The sequence below is a fragment of the Bacillus sp. NMCN1 genome, from assembly GCF_002998085.1.
GTDB lineage: Bacteria > Bacillota > Bacilli > Bacillales > Bacillaceae > Bacillus.
Genome location: NZ_PVQL01000002.1, coordinates 558269 through 578002 on the forward strand (window position 1 = coordinate 558269; position 19734 = coordinate 578002).

Annotated in this window: 18 protein-coding genes and 1 other annotated feature; of the genes, 10 read left to right on the forward strand and 8 right to left on the reverse strand. The window is 40.0% G+C overall.

Going from position 1 to position 19734, the window contains the following annotated elements; translation table 11 throughout:
- Positions 1 to 40: 40 nt before the first annotated feature.
- From cccB to C6W21_RS12650, 4 genes are all read left to right on the forward strand, one after another.
- Positions 41 to 370, forward strand: coding sequence for a cytochrome c551 (gene cccB / locus C6W21_RS12635; protein ID WP_106050647.1), 330 nt, complete (start codon positions 41 to 43; stop codon positions 368 to 370).
- Between the two features lie 381 nt (positions 371 to 751).
- Positions 752 to 1438 (forward strand): cell division ATP-binding protein FtsE, encoded by a 687-nt coding sequence (gene ftsE / locus C6W21_RS12640; protein ID WP_034660129.1) that lies wholly within the window; start codon positions 752 to 754, stop codon positions 1436 to 1438.
- Complete coding sequence (gene ftsX, locus C6W21_RS12645) at positions 1431 to 2321, forward strand: permease-like cell division protein FtsX (RefSeq protein ID WP_044139350.1); 891 nt, start codon at positions 1431 to 1433, stop codon at positions 2319 to 2321. Before ftsE ends, ftsX begins: the two co-directional genes overlap by 8 nt.
- 111 nt (positions 2322 to 2432) lie before the next feature.
- Complete coding sequence (locus C6W21_RS12650) at positions 2433 to 3698, forward strand: murein hydrolase activator EnvC family protein (RefSeq protein WP_106050648.1); 1266 nt, start codon at positions 2433 to 2435, stop codon at positions 3696 to 3698.
- A 50-nt stretch (positions 3699 to 3748) separates the two neighbouring features.
- Here the strand turns inward: C6W21_RS12650 and C6W21_RS12655 are convergent, their stop codons facing one another.
- Positions 3749 to 4489: a sulfite exporter TauE/SafE family protein gene (locus tag C6W21_RS12655; protein WP_106050649.1), complete on the reverse strand. Its 741-nt coding sequence runs from the start codon at positions 4487 to 4489 to the stop codon at positions 3749 to 3751.
- A 153-nt stretch (positions 4490 to 4642) separates the two neighbouring features.
- Here C6W21_RS12655 and ctpB point away from each other — a divergent pair, with 153 nt between their 5' ends.
- From ctpB to C6W21_RS12670, 3 genes are all read left to right on the forward strand, one after another.
- The gene (gene ctpB, locus C6W21_RS12660; RefSeq protein ID WP_106050650.1) at positions 4643 to 6091 is read left to right on the forward strand and encodes a carboxy-terminal processing protease CtpB; all 1449 of its coding nucleotides are present in this window, start codon (positions 4643 to 4645) and stop codon (positions 6089 to 6091) included.
- Positions 6092 to 6434: 343 nt separating this feature from the next.
- A complete protein-coding gene (locus tag C6W21_RS12665; protein ID WP_007500014.1) occupies positions 6435 to 6788 on the forward strand; it encodes a swarming motility protein SwrAA in 354 nt (117 codons plus the stop codon).
- 68 nt (positions 6789 to 6856) lie between these two features.
- Positions 6857 to 8044 (forward strand): PDZ domain-containing protein, encoded by a 1188-nt coding sequence (locus C6W21_RS12670; protein WP_189318190.1) that lies wholly within the window; start codon positions 6857 to 6859, stop codon positions 8042 to 8044.
- Positions 8045 to 8053: 9 nt separating this feature from the next.
- Here the strand turns inward: C6W21_RS12670 and C6W21_RS12675 are convergent, their stop codons facing one another.
- Complete coding sequence (locus tag C6W21_RS12675; protein WP_106050652.1) at positions 8054 to 8419, reverse strand: winged helix-turn-helix transcriptional regulator; 366 nt, start codon at positions 8417 to 8419, stop codon at positions 8054 to 8056.
- Between the two features lie 229 nt (positions 8420 to 8648).
- Between C6W21_RS12675 and C6W21_RS12680 the strand changes: the two genes are divergently transcribed.
- Both C6W21_RS12680 and C6W21_RS12685 read left to right on the forward strand, forming a co-directional pair.
- Positions 8649 to 9323, forward strand: a complete 675-nt coding sequence (locus tag C6W21_RS12680; protein WP_106050653.1) for an NAD(P)H-dependent oxidoreductase — start codon at positions 8649 to 8651, stop codon at positions 9321 to 9323.
- Between the two features lie 90 nt (positions 9324 to 9413).
- Positions 9414 to 9638: a binding site (T-box leader), on the forward strand.
- A gap of 75 nt (positions 9639 to 9713) precedes the next feature.
- On the forward strand, positions 9714 to 11063 hold the full coding sequence (locus tag C6W21_RS12685; RefSeq protein ID WP_106050654.1) for an amino acid permease: 1350 nt from the start codon (positions 9714 to 9716) through the stop codon (positions 11061 to 11063).
- A gap of 211 nt (positions 11064 to 11274) precedes the next feature.
- Here C6W21_RS12685 and C6W21_RS12690 read toward each other — a convergent pair whose 3' ends face one another.
- The 6 genes from C6W21_RS12690 to C6W21_RS12715 all read right to left on the reverse strand — a co-directional run bounded on the left by C6W21_RS12690 (position 11275) and on the right by C6W21_RS12715 (position 19200).
- Complete coding sequence (locus C6W21_RS12690; RefSeq protein ID WP_106050655.1) at positions 11275 to 12690, reverse strand: HAMP domain-containing sensor histidine kinase; 1416 nt, start codon at positions 12688 to 12690, stop codon at positions 11275 to 11277.
- A complete protein-coding gene (locus C6W21_RS12695; RefSeq protein WP_106050656.1) occupies positions 12687 to 13373 on the reverse strand; it encodes a response regulator transcription factor in 687 nt (228 codons plus the stop codon). Before C6W21_RS12695 ends, C6W21_RS12690 begins: the two co-directional genes overlap by 4 nt.
- Positions 13370 to 14353, reverse strand: a complete 984-nt coding sequence (locus C6W21_RS12700; protein ID WP_106050657.1) for a YncE family protein — start codon at positions 14351 to 14353, stop codon at positions 13370 to 13372. Before C6W21_RS12700 ends, C6W21_RS12695 begins: the two co-directional genes overlap by 4 nt.
- Positions 14354 to 14630: 277 nt before the next feature.
- Entirely contained in the window at positions 14631 to 15965 is a 1335-nt protein-coding gene (locus C6W21_RS12705) for an MFS transporter (RefSeq protein ID WP_106050658.1), read from the reverse strand.
- 40 nt (positions 15966 to 16005) lie between these two features.
- On the reverse strand, positions 16006 to 16578 hold the full coding sequence (locus C6W21_RS12710; RefSeq protein ID WP_106050659.1) for a TetR/AcrR family transcriptional regulator: 573 nt from the start codon (positions 16576 to 16578) through the stop codon (positions 16006 to 16008).
- 90 nt (positions 16579 to 16668) lie between these two features.
- Positions 16669 to 19200 carry a PEP/pyruvate-binding domain-containing protein gene (locus C6W21_RS12715; protein ID WP_106050660.1) on the reverse strand — a complete coding sequence of 844 codons (2532 nt, stop codon included), beginning with the start codon at positions 19198 to 19200 and terminating at the stop codon, positions 16669 to 16671.
- A 284-nt stretch (positions 19201 to 19484) separates the two neighbouring features.
- Between C6W21_RS12715 and C6W21_RS12725 the strand changes: the two genes are divergently transcribed.
- A complete protein-coding gene (locus C6W21_RS12725) occupies positions 19485 to 19730 on the forward strand; it encodes a CsbA family protein (protein ID WP_012011392.1) in 246 nt (81 codons plus the stop codon).
- Positions 19731 to 19734: the final 4 nt, after the last annotated feature.

The following is a 19734-nucleotide window of genomic DNA, read 5'->3' on the forward strand; positions in this document are numbered from 1 at the left end:
ATAATAGCGTTGACCAAATGATTGCAAGGGAGGGAAATTGATGAAAAAGAGCGGATTAATGATGCTGTTTGCAGCGATGCTTCTTGTTCTTGCGGCTTGTGGAGGAAATTCAAGCAGCAGTGACAAAGAAGGCAGCAAAAGTGCTTCAACTGTGAGCAGTGGTGAGGAAATTTATCAGCAAAACTGTATTGGCTGTCATGGGAAAGACCTATCTGGCGGAGGCGGACCAAGCCTGAAAGAAGTAGGGAAGAAATATAATGAAAGCCAAATTGCAGATATTGCACAGAATGGTAAAGGCTCTATGCCAAGCGGAATGGTAGATGAGAAGCAAGCAAAAGAAGTAGCAAAATGGCTTGCAGAGAAAAAATAAAACCTTTGTCTAATCGACAAGGTTTTTTTGATTTTTATATGTAGAAAAAGACTTTTGAATAGTATGAAAACGTATTATATTAAATTTTATTTAAAAAATAAGGGTAAAAAGACATGTTTATCGGTTTTAATTGTTCTTTTTACCTTTTAACTATAAGTTTTGAAATATAAATGTAATACCATTGCGTCGATTCATGACGTATAATTGGAGTTGTTGAAATTTAGACGATTCATTTTTTTCATCTTTTTGGATGAAAAGGACATAAATTGCTTGTACGTATCGAAGGGTATGTGCGTGACCATACATAACGTTTTTTGACGATAAGTGTCAAAACATCATGATAAGCTGTTAGTCAGCAATAAGAAAAGATTAGGTGATTACATGATTGAAATGAAGGAAGTCTACAAGATCTATCCTAACGGTGTAAAGGCGATCAATGGAATCAATGTCTCTATCCACCCAGGAGAGTTTGTGTATGTTGTTGGTCCCAGTGGTGCTGGTAAATCCACTTTCATCAAAATGATGTATCGTGAAGAGAAGCCAACCAAAGGGAAAATCTTAATTAATAGCAGAGATTTAGCCTCAATTAAGGAAAAAGAAATTCCTTACGTAAGAAGAGAAATTGGCGTAGTGTTCCAAGATTTCAAACTGCTTCCAACCCTCACGGTGTTTGAGAACGTGGCATTTGCACTTGAAGTCATTGGGGAACAGCCTCATATCATTAAGAAAAAAGTGCTGGATGTACTTGATTTGGTACAGCTCAAGCACAAAGCACGACAATTTCCTGACCAGCTGTCTGGCGGTGAACAGCAGCGTGTATCTATCGCTCGCTCAATCGTGAATAGTCCTGAGGTTGTCATTGCAGATGAGCCGACAGGAAACCTTGATCCAGACACATCTTTGGAAATCATGAAGACACTCGAAGAGATTAATAACCGCGGAACAACAGTCGTCATGGCGACACACAACAAAGAAATTGTAAACAGCATGAAGAAACGTGTCATCGCAATCGAAGATGGAATGATTGTGCGTGACGAAGCAAGAGGGGAGTACGGCATTTATGATTAAAACTCTCTCGCGGCATTTACGTGAGAGCTTCCGTTCACTTGGAAGAAACACGTGGATGACATTTGCATCAATTAGTGCGGTCACTGTCACATTGATTTTAGTTGGGGTTTTTCTTGTGATTATGCTCAACTTGAATAACATGGCATCGAACGCTGAAAAAGAAGTAGAAGTAAAAGTGTTAATCGAATTAACGGCGAATCAAAAGCAGCAAGATGAATTAAAAGCAGAAATTGAGAAGATTCCTGAAATTAGTGATGTCAAGTACTCATCTAAAGATGACGAACTAAAAGCGCTGATTAAAAGCTTTGGTGAAAATGGACAATCCATGGGACTTGTTGATCAAGAAAACCCATTAAACGATGCGTTTATTGTGAAAACATCAGATCCACACGATACACCGAAAGTAGCGAAGAAATTAGAAAACCTAAAAGGTACGTATAAAGTAACCTATGGAAAAGAAGAAGTCAGCCGACTCTTCAATGTGGTCGGAGTGGCGCGAAATGTAGGAATTGCGCTCATCATTGGGCTTTTATTTACAGCCATGTTCTTGATCTCTAATACGATTAAAATTACGATTTTTGCTAGACGTAAAGAAATCGAGATTATGAAGCTCGTAGGTGCAACGAACTGGTTTATCCGCTGGCCATTCTTCATTGAAGGATTACTGCTTGGTGTATTTGGTTCCATTATACCAATCGCTCTATTGCTTGGCACATATCAATATGCAGTGGGCTGGGTGGCACCGAGAGTACAAGGCTCATTTATTTCCATGCTTCCATATAACCCGTTTGTCTTTCAAGTTTCACTGGTCCTTCTATTGATCGGTGCAATCATTGGTGTATGGGGAAGCTTGACGTCCATTCGTAAATTTTTAAAAGTATAAATCTATTTTTGATGGCAGCACTCGAGAATTTGATAGAAGGTGTGACCGGTTGAACCGATTCATCCGGTCGACTCTTTATGCAGGCAGTTGTCATAGGAGGGGAATATCGTTTTGAAAAGAAAGCTGATGATGGCTGGAATGGCAGCGTTTATTGGAACAACGTGGCTATACATTCCAGGGAACGAGAATCGTGCATTCGCATACGAAGACCTAGATCAAAAACGTCAACAAATCGAAGAGAAAACATCAAAGACTGAATCAACATTGAAGAAAAAGAAATCAGAGCTGGCTAAGCTTGAAAAGAAAGAATCCAAGCTCAAAAAAGAAATTGAAAAGATTGACCACAAGGTAAGTGCTGCAACTGAAAAAGTCGCTGAAAAAGAAAAAGAAGTCAAACAAACGAAGCAAGAGATCAAGAAACTAAAAAAAGACATTCAAATCATCAATGATCGAATTGAAAAAAGAAAAGCTATATTCAAAGATCGAATTCGTTCGATGCAAAAAAGCGGCGGTACGATCAACTATTTAGATGTGCTGCTGGGTGCTCGCAGCTTTAGTGATTTTGTCGGTCGTGTTGGGGCTGTCACAACCATTGTCGAAGCAGACAAAGACATGATTACAGAACATGAAAATGATTTAAAGCTGGTGGAGCAAAAAGAAGCAGAGCTAAATAATCAGCTAAGTGGACTTGAAACATCTCTGAAAGAGCTAGAAGAGCTGAAAAAGGATTTGTCTAAACAGCAAAAAGAAAAAGAGAAAATCTTAGGGAATGTAACAGATAAAAAGAACCATGCCCATGATGAATTAGGCAAACTTGAAAATGAACAAGAAATTCTAGCGAATCAAAAAGCGGCTGTGAAGTCTGAGGAAGCACGCCGTCAAAAGGAAGAAGCAAAGAAAGCAGAAAAAGCAGCTGCTGAAAAAAGTGCACCTGCACCTCAAAGCGGCGGCTCGGATCAAGTATCTGATACACCAGCAAGCAGCTCAGGTTTTATTAAACCAGCTGCTGGCCGATTCTCATCTGGCTTTGGCGGACGTTCTGGCGGACAGCACTACGGTTTAGATATTGCAGCAAAAGGCACAGTATCTGTCGTCGCAGCTGCATCTGGAACAGTCACGAACTCAAGCTACTCATCGAGCTACGGGAATGTGATATTCATTACGCATAATATCAATGGACAGACCTATCAAACAGTATATGCCCATCTGTCTACAAGAAGTGTGTCAACAGGGCAGAGAGTCGAGCAAGGACAATTCCTTGGTTATATGGGGAATACAGGCCAATCACATGGTCAGCATCTCCACTTTGAAATTCATAAAGGATTATGGAATGGCGCTAAATCAAATGCAGTCAATCCAGCGCAATATATCCGCTAATCAAAAAGCCGATAACATGATGTTATCGGCTTTTGTTATTCTAAATAAAATTAAAATAACAGCAGTAAACCAGCAATAATAGGTGTTAACAGTACAGCCGACTTCAATAAGAGCTTCGGTGCAAGGCGTGTAAATTTTGCGCCAATAAAAGCCCCTAATACTGTTCCGATTAAAATTTGAATCAGCAAGATAAAATCAACATAACCCTCTGTAATATATCCAATTCCACCACCGATGGAAATCGGAATAATGACAAGCATCGTCGTGCCAACTGCCTGTCGAATAGAAAGTCTCAGTAAAATCAAAAGTCCTACTTGAATAAATGGTGCGGATCCGATACCAAACATACCTGATAGCAATCCGGATACAAGTCCTAAAATAATACCCCTTATAAGCAGCTGACGTGAAGAAAGCGGCTGCTGCTCAGCTTCTTCCTTAAGAACAAATAATTTGATCATCATAAACACAGCGGATAAAAAGAGCATTCCAGCTGTTAAATAGTGCAGACTTTCTTCTGGAATAAAAGGAGCAACCTTAGCTCCTGCAAAGGAAGCAACACAGGCCAAAGCTCCGACAATCAAACCAGATTTCAGCTGAATATTCCCTTCCCGTAAGTGGCTGTATGCACCTGATAACGTCGTGAATGCCATTGCGGCTAAAGACGTCCCGAGTGCGGTATGGATAGGGATATCAAAAATTAACGTAAGCAATGCGATGACAAAACCAGCCCCGCCTGCTCCTACAAATCCTAATAAAATACCTAATAAAAGCATCGTCAAAATAATATACATAGCGAAGACTCCTTCTCGATCATAACAAAATAAAAATTACACCTAATAAAATGATTAGTCAAGCCTTCGCGGCAGAATGTCCTTACATGAAATCTCTTCTTCTGGCATATAATAACTCAGGTCATCAGGAAGAGTTGAAGAAGGAGGCCAAATATGAAAAAACAAATCGCATCTATTATGGCAAGTGTCGTTCTATTAATAAGTGCAGGGGTGATGACGCATAAAGAAGGAACTCATGCAGAGTCACCGCAAGCAGCTGCTGCAATGGCTGGACAAGCTCAATCAAGTGATAAGGCGAAAGAAAATGGGATGGAGAAAATCGAGAAAGCCTATGACCTTATTTCGAATGAATATGTAGAGGAAGTGGATCGCCAAAAGCTGCTTGAAGGCGCCATTCAAGGAATGCTTTCAACTTTAAATGATCCGTATTCAGTATACATGGACAAGCAAACCGCCAAACAATTTTCTGATTCGCTTGATTCTTCTTTTGAGGGAATTGGGGCAGAAGTGGGAATGGATGAAGGGAAAATCATTATCGTCTCTGCCTTTAAAAAATCCCCTGCGGCAAAAGCGGGTCTAAAGCCGAAAGATGAAATCATCAGCATTGATGGTGAGCCGATGAAAGAAAAAAGCTTAAACGATGCTGTACTGAAAATAAGAGGAAAAAAAGGAACATCTGTCGCTCTGAAAATCAGACGAAATGGGATTGAAAAAGAGTTAACATTCCATATCAAACGAGAAGAAATTCCGCTTGAAACCGTGACTTCCTCTGTGAAAGAGGTAAATGGTCATAAAACGGGTTATATCGCGATCTCTAGCTTTTCTGAAGATACTGCGAAGGATTTCACGTCAAGCCTGAAACAGCTCGAGAAAAAGGGCATAGAAGGTCTTGTGCTGGATGTGAGAGGAAACCCTGGCGGCTATCTGCAAAGTGTAGAAGACATTTTGAAGCATTTTATTACGAAGGATCGGCCCTATATTCAAATTGCAGAACGAAACGGCGACAGGAAACGATATTTTTCAAAACGGAAAGAACAGAAGCCTTACCCAGTCAATGTTCTAATCGATAAAGGCAGTGCATCCGCTTCTGAAATACTTGCTGGTGCTATGAAAGAAGCTGGAAAATATGAAGTCGTCGGTGATGTCTCCTTTGGGAAAGGCACTGTGCAGCAGGCGGTTCCAATGGGTGATGGCAGTAACATTAAGTTAACGCTGTATAAATGGCTCACGCCAAAAGGGAATTGGATTCACAAAAAAGGTGTCGTACCAACGATTTCGATTCATCAGCCAGATTACTTTACTGTAGGTCCGCTTCAGCTGAAAGAACCGCTTCAGCTTGATATGAACAATGAAGAAGTAAGACAAGCACAGACGCTGTTAAAGGGATTGTCATTCGACCCTGGCAGAGTAGACGGCTACTTTGATGAAGAAACGAAAAAGGCAGTTCTAGCCTTCCAAAGCACATACAATCTCGATAAATCAGGTGTGATTGATCTGAAGACAGCGAAAATGATGAACAAAATGGTGGATGAAGTGAAATCGTATGAAAAAAATGATCTTCAACTGCAGACTGCACTAAAAGCACTATATCTTAAAAAATAAAGAGGCGAATAAATGCCTCTTTTTTTGGTTCATAAGTGTCACGAACATGTAATAGTTTATTCTGAAAAATAAATTATATCGAGAAATATATTCATTTATTTTACAAAAAACATAACATTCCTTCGATTTTACCCGATAACATATTTATATAAGAGACTTTCTGTTGATTTAAACATGTCATGAAAATGAAACTTTTGAAAGTTGTATGTTACATAAATAATTCTTACAATATAAAGTAGCACTCATTTTAAATATTTTATTTTTTGCGGATATTCAGCTTGAGCATTAAGCTGTACCGAGGTTTGCGCTTTTCTTAAAAGAACTAGTAAATGGGGGTACACAATTGAAAAGGGCAAGTATTGTGAGAGAGAAAAAATATTACGAGTTGGTAGAGGAGCTTAAGAGTCGTACGAAAGATGTGACGTTTTCCGCTACAAAGGCATTAAGTCTGCTCATGCTGTTAAGCAGGTACTTGGTCAATTACACAACGGTAGAATCAGTCGACGAAATCGATGAAGACTGTGCTGAGATATACTTCAATTATTTAATGGATAATCATAAGAGACTTGGTATAAACTTAACCGACATCAAGAGGTCGATGCAGCTGCTCGGCGGCATACTAGATGTAGATGTCAATCACTACTTAAAAGACTTTTCACTGTCGAATGTCACACTTTGGATGAATCAGGAGAAATAAACCTGGTGTCAAGCATCGATTTATTTGATAGAATAAGAGAAAATGCTTGACTTGGGCGGTGAACGATAATGAGCTCGGAGTGGATGGGAGCTGGATTAAAAGCGGTCGGTCTGTTTTTAATCCACCCTCTTTTTTATTTCATGATATTAATCAGCCTGTTACATGGCTACATCCGCGTAAAGCGGGAGAGAAAAGCGTTTCAAACAAGAATAGAAGATGTATACGATGAACTTAAATTTACATATTCAAAGGGATGGATTCTAGGGATTTGCCTATCCGTCATTTCAGTAGGCTTAGGGATTGCCCTCCCGCCTGGATTCATCGTGCTGATTGCAGCGATGACCATCGTTTGCTCTTTATTCTTTAAGGCGAGTGCGCTTTCGTCTGCATACACACTCGGTTTCAGTTTTATTGCGGCACTTGGACTGATGTTTTTCCAAGTGAGCCATTCTTGGCTACCGCAGCTCTCAATGATGAATGCATCAGCCGTTGTTATTCTGCTAGGTCTTTTATTAATGACCGAGGGGATTCTAGCCTATCGAACGGCGCATTTACGAACATCGCCTGCAATGGTGATGAGTGCGAGAGGACTTTTGATTGGCCAGCAGCGGGCAAACCGCCTGTGGCTTTTACCGCTTGTTTTGCTGATGCCGGCAGGTGAATTTACTTCTTCTCTGCCATGGTGGCCGGTGCTTCAAGTACACGATCAAAGCTTTTCATTTATTTTGATTCCATACATCATCGGTTTCGGGCAGCGGATTCAAGGATCACTGCCAATTGTGAGCATTCAAATTACGGCACGGCGTATTCTCATGCTTGGACTGGCTGTTGCCTTACTAGGTGCTGCAAGTATTTGGTTTGAGCCGATTGCATGGGGAGCTGTATTGATAGCGATTGTCGGAAGAGCATTCCTCTCATGGAAACAGAGAGTCAATGACAATGCGGCTCCGTTCTACTTCTCTAAGCGTAATCAAGGGCTGATGGTGCTGGGAATCATTCCGAATACACCTGCAGCTGATTTAAAGCTTGAGATCGGAGAAGTCATTACAAAGGTGAATGGAATTGAAGTCAAAACCGTTTCGGAATTTTATGAAGCCCTTCAAACCAATCGTGCTCTGACAAAGCTTGAGATCATTGGCTTGAATGGTCAGACAAGGTTTGAGAAACGCGCTTCTTACGAAGGTGAGCATCATCAGCTTGGCATCCTGTTCGTGAAGGATGATCCACAGCAAGAATCAACGGCGATTTCATCATAAAAAAAGCTGCTAGAGATGGCAGCTTTTTTCTTTTGAGCGCGCTTCTTTTCCATAGGATTCGCCCCATTCACGCATAGCGAAGATGATAGGCTTTAATGTATCTCCTAGAGAAGTGAGTGAATATTCGACACGAGGAGGGACCTCCTCATAGACTTCTCTGTGAACAACGCCGTCTTGTTCTAGCTCGCGCAATTGCAGCGTAAGAACACGCTGAGAAATCCTTGGCAGAAGCCGGCGTAATTCGTTGTATCGTTTTGGACCGCAAGTCAAATGATAAAGGATCACTCCTTTCCATTTTCCTCCTATTACACTCGTGGTGGTTGAAACGGGACAGCCATGATTGACAATACTGACTGGATTGGATGGTGCACTCATCTTTACACTCCTTTCTAAGTGGAAATGGGTGATAAACGAACATGATTGTACCTAACGAACAAAAATGTGCGTACTTGAATCAAAGGAAACTTTTCTTTTACCATAGAGATATCACATCACACATTCGGGCTGTTTGTTTTCTTATCATAACAATTTCTATATGGGAATGGAAAGAAATTGGATTGGTGAAACTTCACACCCTAATCGTTCACTAGAAAGGATGAATACCATGCGAGACAAAGAGCAATTAAAAAAAGAAATCATTGAGGCGTATGAATTCCGTCACGCGACAAAAGAGTTCGACCCGACGAAAAAGATTCCAGAAGATGACTTTGCGTTCATTTTAGAAACAGGAAGACTTTCCCCAAGCTCTGTCGGATTTGAGCCTTGGAAGTTTCTCGTCGTTCAAAATGAAGCATTTAGAGAGAAATTAAAAGAATATACATGGGGTGCACAAAAGCAGCTTCCAACTGCCAGCCATTTTGTGATCATTTTGGCAAGAACAGACGCCCGGTATGATTCAGCATATGCAGAATACATCAACAAGGAAATCAAGGGAATGACAGACGAAACGTTTGAAATGGTAAAAGAACGCTACAAACAATTCCAAGAAAATGATCTTCATTTGATGGAAAATGACCGTACGCTCTTCGATTGGGCTTCCAAACAAACGTATATTGCCCTTGGAAATATGATGACAGCCGCTGCACAAATCGGCATTGATTCGTGCCCTGTTGAGGGATTCAGCTACGATGAGATTCATCGTATTCTTGAGGAAGAAGGGTTACTTGAAGATGGTCAGTACGACATCTCTGTCATGGCAGCCTTTGGGTATCGAGTCATTGAGCCAAAGCGCAGCAAAACGCGCCGTCCGATGGATGAAGTAGCCGTTTGGATTCGTTAAAAGAAAAAGTCTGAAAAAGGCTGTTGACAATTGCGTGGTTAGTCAGTATATTTAAAAAATAAAATCTTTGATAAATAGACAAATTGACTATAAAACGCTTTGACTTGAGAATAGTAAATGGACATACGTTTTCTAAGAGAGCTGCGGGGTGGTGCAACGCAGTAAAACGAATCATTGAACTCGCTCAAGGAGCGGCAAGACTGAATGAATAGTAAGTCTTTACGTGTGACCTCCGTTATCGGGTTTCAAGTTGGATTCAGCTTTGTCTGAATCAATAAGAGTGGTAACGCGGTTGCAAGGTCAGTCGTCTCTTCAAGGAGATGACTGGCCTTTTTATATGCTTTTATCTTATATTTGTCTGAAGATTCGAATCTAAAGGAGCTATAGAAAATGGAAAAGGAACATGTGCAGTTAAAACGAACAATGACGTCAAGGCATATCATGATGCTCGCACTTGGCGGTGCCATCGGTGCTGGTCTGTTTAAAGGAAGCAGTTCTGCCATTGATATCGCGGGTCCTGCTGTCATTTTGGCATACATGATTGGTGGTCTTATTTTATTATTTATTATGCAAGGACTTGCCGAAATGACGGTTGCACGACCTGGCGCTAGAACATTCCGTGATTTAATTGAACCTGTGTTAGGCAAATACCCTGCCTATTTCTTAGACTGGATCTATTGGAAAATGTGGGTGCTGAACATTGCAGCAGAAGCGATCGTGTCTGCAATCTTTATTCAGTACTGGTTCCCGCAAGTACCGATATGGACACTTGTGTTAATCATTTCACTTGTTGTGACATTGATCAATGTTTGTTCAGTCAAAATGTTTGCTGAGACAGAGTACTGGTTAGCCTCTATAAAAATTGCTGTCATTCTTTTATTTATTATCATTGGGTTAACGATGCTATTTGTCTCATTCGGACAGCATGAAGCACCAGGATTATCCAATTTAACCGACCACGGAGGGTTTTTCCCGAATGGAACGGGCGGCTTAATTGCGGCAATGCTGGTGGTCGTGTATTCATATGGCGGAACTGAAATGATCGGGGTCACATTAGCAGAAACAAAAAACCCTGAAAAAGTCATCCCAAAGGCCATTCAAAGTACATTTGTACGAATCATTGGTTTTTATGTACTTCCGTTCTTTATCATCGTCAGCTTGATTCCTTGGAATCAAGTAAACAATGAGCAGGTGAGTCCATTCGTCACGGTGTTTGCAACGATTGGCGTGCCGTATGCAAGTGATATCATGAACGGGATTATTTTACTAGCAATCTTGTCTTCTATGAACTCTGGTCTGTATGCTTCTTCAAGGGTACTATTTACTCAGGCAATGGATGGCCGTGTATGGAAGGGCTTTTCGAAGCTGTCGAAACAACAGGTGCCAGTCAGAGCGATTCTAGTATGTACATCTACCTTGTATGCAGCCGTATTAATCTCTCTTTTTGTAGGTAGTCAAACCTTTAATTATTTAATGGGATCTTTAAGCTACACAGTCTTATTCATCTGGTTTATTATTGCTGTCGGGCATCTGAAGTCTCGAAGCGTAGCAACACCAGGAGGATATCGCGTCAAGCTGTATCCTTTTACGACATGGTTTTCTGTCATTGCGATTATTGCCATTTTTATCGGCGTAGTATCAACAACCCCGATTGTCCAAACCTTGGTTACAATGGGTATCTATCTCATCATCACTCTTTCTTTCTTCATCAATAGAAAGCGGTTTGAAACAGCTGTTTAATTTAAAAGCGTGCAGGACTCTTGAAGAAGGTCTCGCACGCTTTTTTAATGTAGTTTTATTGCTTGAACTAAAGCAATCGACTCTCCTTTTGAAAGGAATGAATGCATAAAAGTAGGTGACCAAAAAGGGACTGAAAATAGCTGTTCAAATTTAGACGACTGATGCGTATATATGGATTAAGCCAATGACCCTACCTACAAAATCTAATCTGTTATATCGTTGGCAGGTCTTCATCGATCGGAGTATTTGGCAACTGAATGATGGCTGTCGTACCGAATCCTGCCTCAGATTGAATATCGAACGTGCCATGATGTTTTTTCATGATTTGATAGACAATGGCTAGTCCAAGACCGGAGCCGCCATCTTTTCTCGTACGTGCCTTATTTACTCGGTAAAAACGCTCAGAAACATGTGGAAGGTCTTCTTTTGGAATGCCGTTGCCCTCATCTGTCACTCTCAATTCAGCCATATGCTGGTGAACTAGTAATTCAATCGAGATCGATTTTCCAGAGGAAGTGTAATGAATGGCATTGTCCAGTAAATTACGAACCACTTGTTGCAGCCGATCGCTATCGCCATAAACAATACAATCCTCATCAAGTGTCCGTTTCAGATAAATGCCTTTTTGATTAGCGATAAATGCCATTTGATCAAGAACGTCATGAATCAGCTGTGCAAAGACGATTGGCTCCATCGTTAGTGGATAAGAATCTCCTTCTAGCTGCGCAAGGTCTAAAAGATCGTGCACAAGCCGGCTTAAACGTGCGGCCTCATCCTGGATGATATGCATTCCTTTTTTTTGATCAATGACCCCTTCTTCAATTCCTTCAGCATATCCTTTCATATAACTTAGCGGAGTCCTAAGTTCGTGAGAGACATTCGCAAGAAATTCTCTGCGGTGCTGTTCAACTTTTTCAAGGGTAGAAGACAGTTTGTTAAAGGAGCGGCTCAGCTGGTTTAACTCATCTCCGTTTTTGGTCACAGCCATACGTTTTGAAAAATCACCAGATTCCATTTCCATAGCAATTTCTTTCATTTGATTAATTGTCCGCACGACTTTATTGGAGCTTTTATATCCGATAAAGAAAATCAGGAGCAGGATCATTAAAATGGATATGCCAAGTGTCAATCTGATTTGGACAAAGGGTTCATACACATCCGATAAGGGCATGGATAGAAAAATTGTCCCCGATAGCTCATCTTTGCTTGAGAAAACAGGGATGGCGATGCCAAGAATATCTTGATGAAACTGTGAGTGTTCTCTAATCAACACGACGGTTTCCCCTTGAAGGAGCTTTTGGCGTTCCTTGAACGTGATGAGATTATCATTTGTGTTCGTATCAAAAGGAAGACCACTTGAAAGCTCCATTGGGTCATCTGTAAAAATAATGTTCGCCTGACTTGAGTCGTTTGCCCATTTTATTCTATCGGTAAAATACGTATCTTTCCCGTGTTTGTGATAAATTTGTGCCAGCTTTTTACCTTGTAAACTTAAGGAATCGATCTGTTTATCAACATATAAGTGCTGGTATAAGTAATAGGTAAGGGCAAGAGCTGAGGCAGCAACGATTCCGGTCACTACAAGGATTAAGAAGAGTACTTTCTTTTTAATCGATAAAGGCTTCATTCTTCCTCCTCAAACTTATAGCCGACACCCCAAACGGTTTTAATATGCCGTTCCGCTCCCTTTAATTTCAGTCGCAGCGTTTTGATATGTGTATCGACTGTTCTTAAAGAGCCGCTCGTGGAATGTGATTCCCACAATTTTTGATAGAGCTGTTCTCGTGAAAACACTTGGCCTTGATTGAGTAAAAGAAACATGAGTAAATCGAATTCTCTTCTTGTTAAATTAATAGGCTCCTGATGGATATAGACTTGTCTGCCATCCTGATCAATCTCCATGTTGCCAAACTGTATTCGGCTGCGCTTTAGCGAAAGACCTCTAATTCGTCTCAAGGTTGTTTCAATTCTTGCCGCAAGCTCACGTAGACTGAAAGGCTTCATGATGTAGTCATCCGCTCCAATTTCAAGTCCTCTAATTCGATCCTCCTCATAACTTCTAGCTGTTAAGAATAAAATGGGGATTTGAGATGTTTGCCGAATACGCTGGCAGACTTCAAATCCATCCATATCAGGCATCATGATATCCAGTACAACAAGGTCCACGGGTTCCTTTTCAAGCTGACGTAAGGCATCCATTCCATTATTAGTTGTGATGATGTGAAAGCCTTGTCTCTTTAAAAAGGATCCGATTAACTCAAGCATATCGAACTCATCGTCTACGATTAAAATATGCATTTGTTCTTTCATTTCTTTTCCTCCAACACGATAGCATAAGGTCCTGATGGGACATTAAGTCGATTTTTCATCATCAATGTATGTTTATCAATAATTGATACTGAATTGTCATCTAAGTTACTCACATATATTGATGTGGTATCAGCGGTGATATAATTCGGGTTTTGACCAGTTTCAACAGAAGCAAGCTGCTTATTTGTCTCTGTATCTACTTTGTATAGCGTATGATCTCCATGACAAAGTACATATAAAGTAGAAGAATTTTTCTCTGAAAAGAATGCAACGGGCATAACGCCTAGTTTCATTTCTCGCTGCTTTTTACCTGTTTTAGGGTCGTAAGCAAATATGCTTTTATTTAAGGTACCTTGTTTACCGTGTCCACCGACCCAAATGGACTTTCCATCAAAATGAATACCAGAAGGCCGTTCAAGTACAGAGAACGTACGTATATGTTTTTGCTTCTCAATATCTATGACGGAGACAGTATGACTTTCTGCATTTAAAACAAATAAAGTACCTGAAGAAGAAAGTGTCATAGAAGAAGGTAACTTTCCGGTCTTCACAGTTGCTTTTATTTTTTTACGCTGCGTATCAATAAAATAAATGGCATTTTTCTGTGAATCCGCTGCAATTAAGGTGTGAGAAGCTGCATCATATGTAAGAGAAGTCAGCCCTTTATTCACATCCATATAATCTGTTGCTTTACCTTTTTTTAAATTAATTTCGATAAGCGATTCTCCTTCTTTACTTGTTGCGATGATGACGTCTTTGTTGATTTGGATAAGATCAGTGAGCGGGTGTTTTAAATCAACGGAAGAGATCATTTTATTCTTTTGTAAATCAACTATTGAAAAGGAGGCTTTTTTTAATTGAGAGATGACCGCGATCGATTGAGAGCTGCCAGGTGGAGTAAATTGCTGGTCTTTTCCACAGCCTGACAGGAATAATATTAGAGCTGATAAACAGATCAAAACATATTTTACAGGTTCCATTCTTCCGCTCCTTTGCGTCCTCTATTTTCAAAAAGCATACCACAAAAATTGTGAAAAAAAATCGAAGTTATCAGTGCTGGAAGAGATGAAAAACAGCTTTTAGGTGGGTGAACGGGGACAATTTCGATCGAAAGTTCCTTTTTTGTCTAGTCATATGGCTTTTTTTCATCTTTAAAAAAGGATTTTCAATATTTGATTCCTGTACCCGCTATAGCTTACAGTGATACAAATGATGAAAACTCCCCCGCTCTAAATCAACATAGAGCGCAGGGAGTCATTAGGCGGAATGCCCCGATGATGGAGAGGTGGATTTTGTTTTGACGCGTTGAGATAAAAGGAAACCAAGGATTCCTGCGCCCATTAATACAATAAATAAAGATTGGAAACCACTCATGATACCAATCAATGTCGAAGAAATGATACTGCCAAAATATCGAAAGGTAGAGAAAATACCAGATGCCGAACCAGATAAGCTTTGATCAACAGCTGTTAAAGAAGCCATCTGCATACTGGTCATACCAATCCCTGATGAAATTCCACTTGCGACTAGTGTCACGATAAGCAGTGGTAAGGTGGGGTACTGACTCAATGTAATTAACAGGATGCCTGATAAAGTGAGGCAGAGAAATGAAAAGCGAATCATTTTTTTCGCGCCTTTTTTCGGATGAAGTCTAGCCCCTAGCAAACCGCTAAGAGACATACAAAGCGAAAATACCGATAGAATCATACCGCTTTGTGTATGAGAAAGGGCAAGTTGCTGTTCCATAAACAGCGGCATAATGAGAAGGATGGCATACATGACAAAATTACTTAGCATGATCGACAGATTCGCATTTGTAAATGAACTGTTTTTAAATAGGGACAAATCGATGATCGGATTCTTTACTTTCCGTACATGTTTAAAGAATAAAGGAATCACAATCAATGCTAAAATGCCATAAATTAGATATTCATTTAGTAACTGGCTTTTTGTGCATAGAATGATTGTGGCAATTCCGATGGTTAAATACAATGAACCGATGATATCTACCCTTGCTTGTAGGCGTGTATGCTTTATGTTTGGAATGAGTAGAATACCGGTGACAAGTGTAAGAAACAGAAAAGGGATATTCACTAAGAATATGGAATGCCAATCAAAACTCTGAATGAGAATCGATCCAATAAAAGGCCCAAGTGCAGCACCAATACCAGTACCAAATCCAAAGTAACCCATTGTTTTAGACAGTTTTTCGGGTGATACTGTTGCACGAATCAATGCAATGCTATTCGGTGTTAAAATAGCCCCGCCAGCTGCTTGAATGGATCGAAAGATGATGAGAAATGCTAGATTAGGTGCTAAAGCACAGCCAATCGAGCCGATTAAAAAGAGTGTCACTCCGGTTAAATACATGCGGCGGTGTCCGTATATATCTCCTAACTTTCCAGCGATAGGCTGAGTGACCGCCATGACAATAAGATAAATCGTGACAACCCAAGTAATGTTTGAAATGGATTGATCATAATAAGTTGATATGGATGATAGAGCGACTGCGATCATCGTTGAGTTGACAGGAACTAATATAGCTCCAAGTAACAAAGAATAGATGATCAAGCTCTCTTTTTGTAACCTCAATGTGTATACCACCTTTTGTAAAAAAGAAGAATTTCACCCTTTAAGCGGGAGAAATTCCTCTCATGAAAATGTGTGTGTATGTCTCAATAAAATCATCTTTTTGTGTTAAAACGAGTTGGAAGTCTTGCTCTAGCTGCTGAATAAAAAAACCAAAATACGTACTAATGAAAATGTCTGCATAAATGTCTCCTTTTCCTTTTAAGACATGATGCTGAGCACTCATCTTTTTAAAATATTGTATCAGCATTTCCCTTAGTTCTTGAGGATAAACTTTTTCATGACTGGTCAAATCTTTAAACATCGCCGGTTCTCGCATGCTGATATAAATAAATTCTTTTTTTGAAGTTAAATCTTCAAGAAAATAGGAACCGAGAAACTTTAAATCGGTGTATAAATCGCCTTTAAATTCTGCTTCTAAGGTTTTCGTCGGTGTTGATTTCATTTTCATAATGGCAGCAATGACGCCTCGTTTGTTTTTAAAGTTGCGGAAAATAGTCGCTTCACTGACATTCGCTTTTGTGGCTATTTCTTTGGTTGTGGTTTTTTGATAGCCCTTTTCAGTTAATAAATCCATTGTTGCGCGAATGATTCGTTGATTTGTAGATTTTAACAAGCATACTCACCTCAGGTTATGAATGTGTTTGCAACAAAGTAAGTATACCGATAAAACCTATGACCGCCAATATGATCCACAACGATAAAGTTAGGCACGTGCATGCTGTTTTAATATCTGAATGCGTCCATTGCTTCCATCTACTGTCACAAGGTCACCGGATTGAAGTGTTTCAGTCGCTATTCGGGTACCTAGGACAGCTGGCATCATATACTCTCTAGCGATAATAGCTGAATGAGACAAAATGCCTCCAGCATCGGTTATGACTGCTTTTGCATCTCTAAATAAGCTCGTCCATAAAGGTGTGGTTGTTTTGCAGACTAAAATATCATCCTTTTGAAATTGCGAGAATTCCTCAGCACATGTAATGACTTTTACTCTTCCAGAAACAATACCGCTAGATGCGCCAATTCCATAGATCATATCGTTTGTGTTGTTTTCATTTTCTCTTAATGAACCGAGCATTTTTTCCACTTGCTGCAATTCAGCTTCAGTTGGGGTGCCCATATAAGCTGGTGGTTGAATGGCTTCATTTTCTTTCATTTCAATTTTTCTTTGTGCGATGACCGTATCGAATGTGGTTGACGTTGTGAGCGCTGTGTGTACCTCCTCATCGTAGAGATACCATAGATCTTCTTGATGGGGAATCGCTCCTTTTTGTACAAGAAGTTCACCAATTTTTAATAGATATACCCTGGCTTTAGCATCTAACATGGCATCAATGTAGAAGTGATGATCATCACGGATATTTGCGGCATGTAGGGCAAATTGATAAAGTGTCTCAAATTTTGTTTTAAACGCTTCATCCTTCACTTGGCTCATAAAATGTTCATATGTCTCTTGTCTTTTGATGACGGCTTGTGCAAATTCTTCATCAAAATCACATTGGTACTGAATGTTGTTTCTGATGATATCTAGTATAAACTCAGGGTTTTCCGCCCATGTCTCTTCCGTAAGATCATGACTTTTAACAGATCGCCAGCCATAGACTTTAAGAAATGCCTCTAATTCCGAAATGAAGTGTCTGCCTTTTTCCGAGTGATTGAGTGCATCAAGCAGCTCTGGGTTCTTTTCATGGTTCATAAATGCTTGATGAAGCTCAGTATCTTGAAGGACACTCTTTGCAAAATCAGACAGTTTCTTGTCTGTTTCAAGAGATTTGTTCATCACGCCTATCATCATCTCATGCAGCAGGATCACTTGTGTTTGATCACCAGTATATGTCACAAGCATGTCTTCGATCATAGCCGATAAAATAACTTGTGGTATGACAATATCAAAATGATCATCGTAGGCTTGTATATAAAAAGTCTTTAATTCTTCGAAGCCGATGATGGCTTCTTCAATGGTCATAGGTTCCTTCATTTGGCGATCGAGTTTTTCATAAAAGGGAAAGAAATTTTTCTCTAAAATCTCATACATACGGTCACTTAAATGAGGAAATAATTCAAATATGCTCTCATCAAAAACTGGCGCAGCTTCTGCACTCGCTTCAGGTAGTGACGGTGATGAGTACAGGTGGCCTCTATAAAGCTTGATATCTTTAATATTCAGATCAGGTACTTGATATTTTTCACCACTTTTCTTCATACCGCTTTTTAATGCTGGGATGATCAGACTTGAGAAGAGGGGACTCGTTGGCCCCGGCATATGATCGTCCATTGAGATCCAGAAATCATGCAGCTCGTCTGGCTGCATTTGAAAAGAAGCACCCGCTGTTTCATCTGCTACTTTTGGGAGTGCTGCGGTAATAGGCCTGGCTTGAAGTAAATAAAATGTGCCATTTGCTATTCCAAATTCGATATCGACGCCATGTCCATAAAGTGCTTCTACCTGTTTGGTGATTTGCGTGATTTCTACTAATTGGTCATCATTCAGGCAAAACTGACCAGCCATTTCCTCAGTTACTGATTGTTCAATGACACCTTCTTGATAAGGTACAATTTGCAGTTCTTTCGTTCCAAGTGATTTTTCAATAGAAAGTGTCTCTTTGTCTACAATAAATGTGTCTGGTGTCACAAGCCCGGAGACGATTGCTTCTCCTAGTCCGTAGCTTGCTGTCAGCATCATTTCATTTGTTTTTCCCGATACGGGATTCTCACTAAAGATGACACCTGAGACGTCAGAATGGATCAATCCTTGAACGACAACAGCCATGAGCGGCATCTCTTCCTCGTTTTCATCCATCTCTTCCTTATATTCTGTCACTCTCGCTGCAAAATAAGAAGACCAGCATTCTTTGATAGCCTGTAAGAATTCTTCATTTGTTTTGATATTTAAATAGGTCTCGTACTGTCCTGCAAATGAGGCGCCTTCGAGATCTTCAGCAACAGAAGAGGATCGAACTGCAACTGAGGGATAAGTCTTCCGCAATGATTGAAAGGACGAAAGGAGTTCTGCTTCCATTTGAGAAGGAAACGATGCTTCTTTGATTTTTTGAGCAAGGTTTTGTTCAGTTGGATGCAGGTTGTGATATGAAAGAAAGCTTGAAAAGCTGTTGGTTTTGATAATAAATCCATCTGGGACTGGCAGGCCGTGATTGTTTAATTTGATTAAATTCAGGCCTTTTGCCCCTGCGAGTGCTGCGGATTCTTCAGCCGCATGAAATAAAACTGAATACATGGGAATGCCCCCTTATCCAAATAGCCAATGGTTTGTATGTCTCTCTATGGTTTTTAAAATGATAGTGCGCACTATCATTTTAATCATAGGATTTATTGGATGTTACTGTCAAAGACGGAAAGACCTATCTTTACAAAGGGGACATTCTCACTAATTTTCTTCTATATCTATAACAAAAGTCTCCGAACAGAAAGAAAAATAGGTGAAATTGAAAACTGTGAATTGTTCAATATGCCAATCTTTACTATAATCAAGGGAGTAGACAAAGAAGAGGGAGGGTTTTTGTGATTACAAAAGCCATATTTGCACTTGTTTTTCCTTTCCTGCTCGTTATTTTATTTTCAAAGGTTACTTATAATCATTATGTGGGCATTGCATTAACAGCAGCTCTTTTATTTGCCTCGTACATGAAGGGCTATACAGAAACCTACTTTATTGTGGGATTAGATATTATTTCTTTAGTAGCTGGGGCATTATATATGGCTAAAAAAGAAATTGAAAAAAGAGAAAAGGCTGAAAAACATCATTGATTCA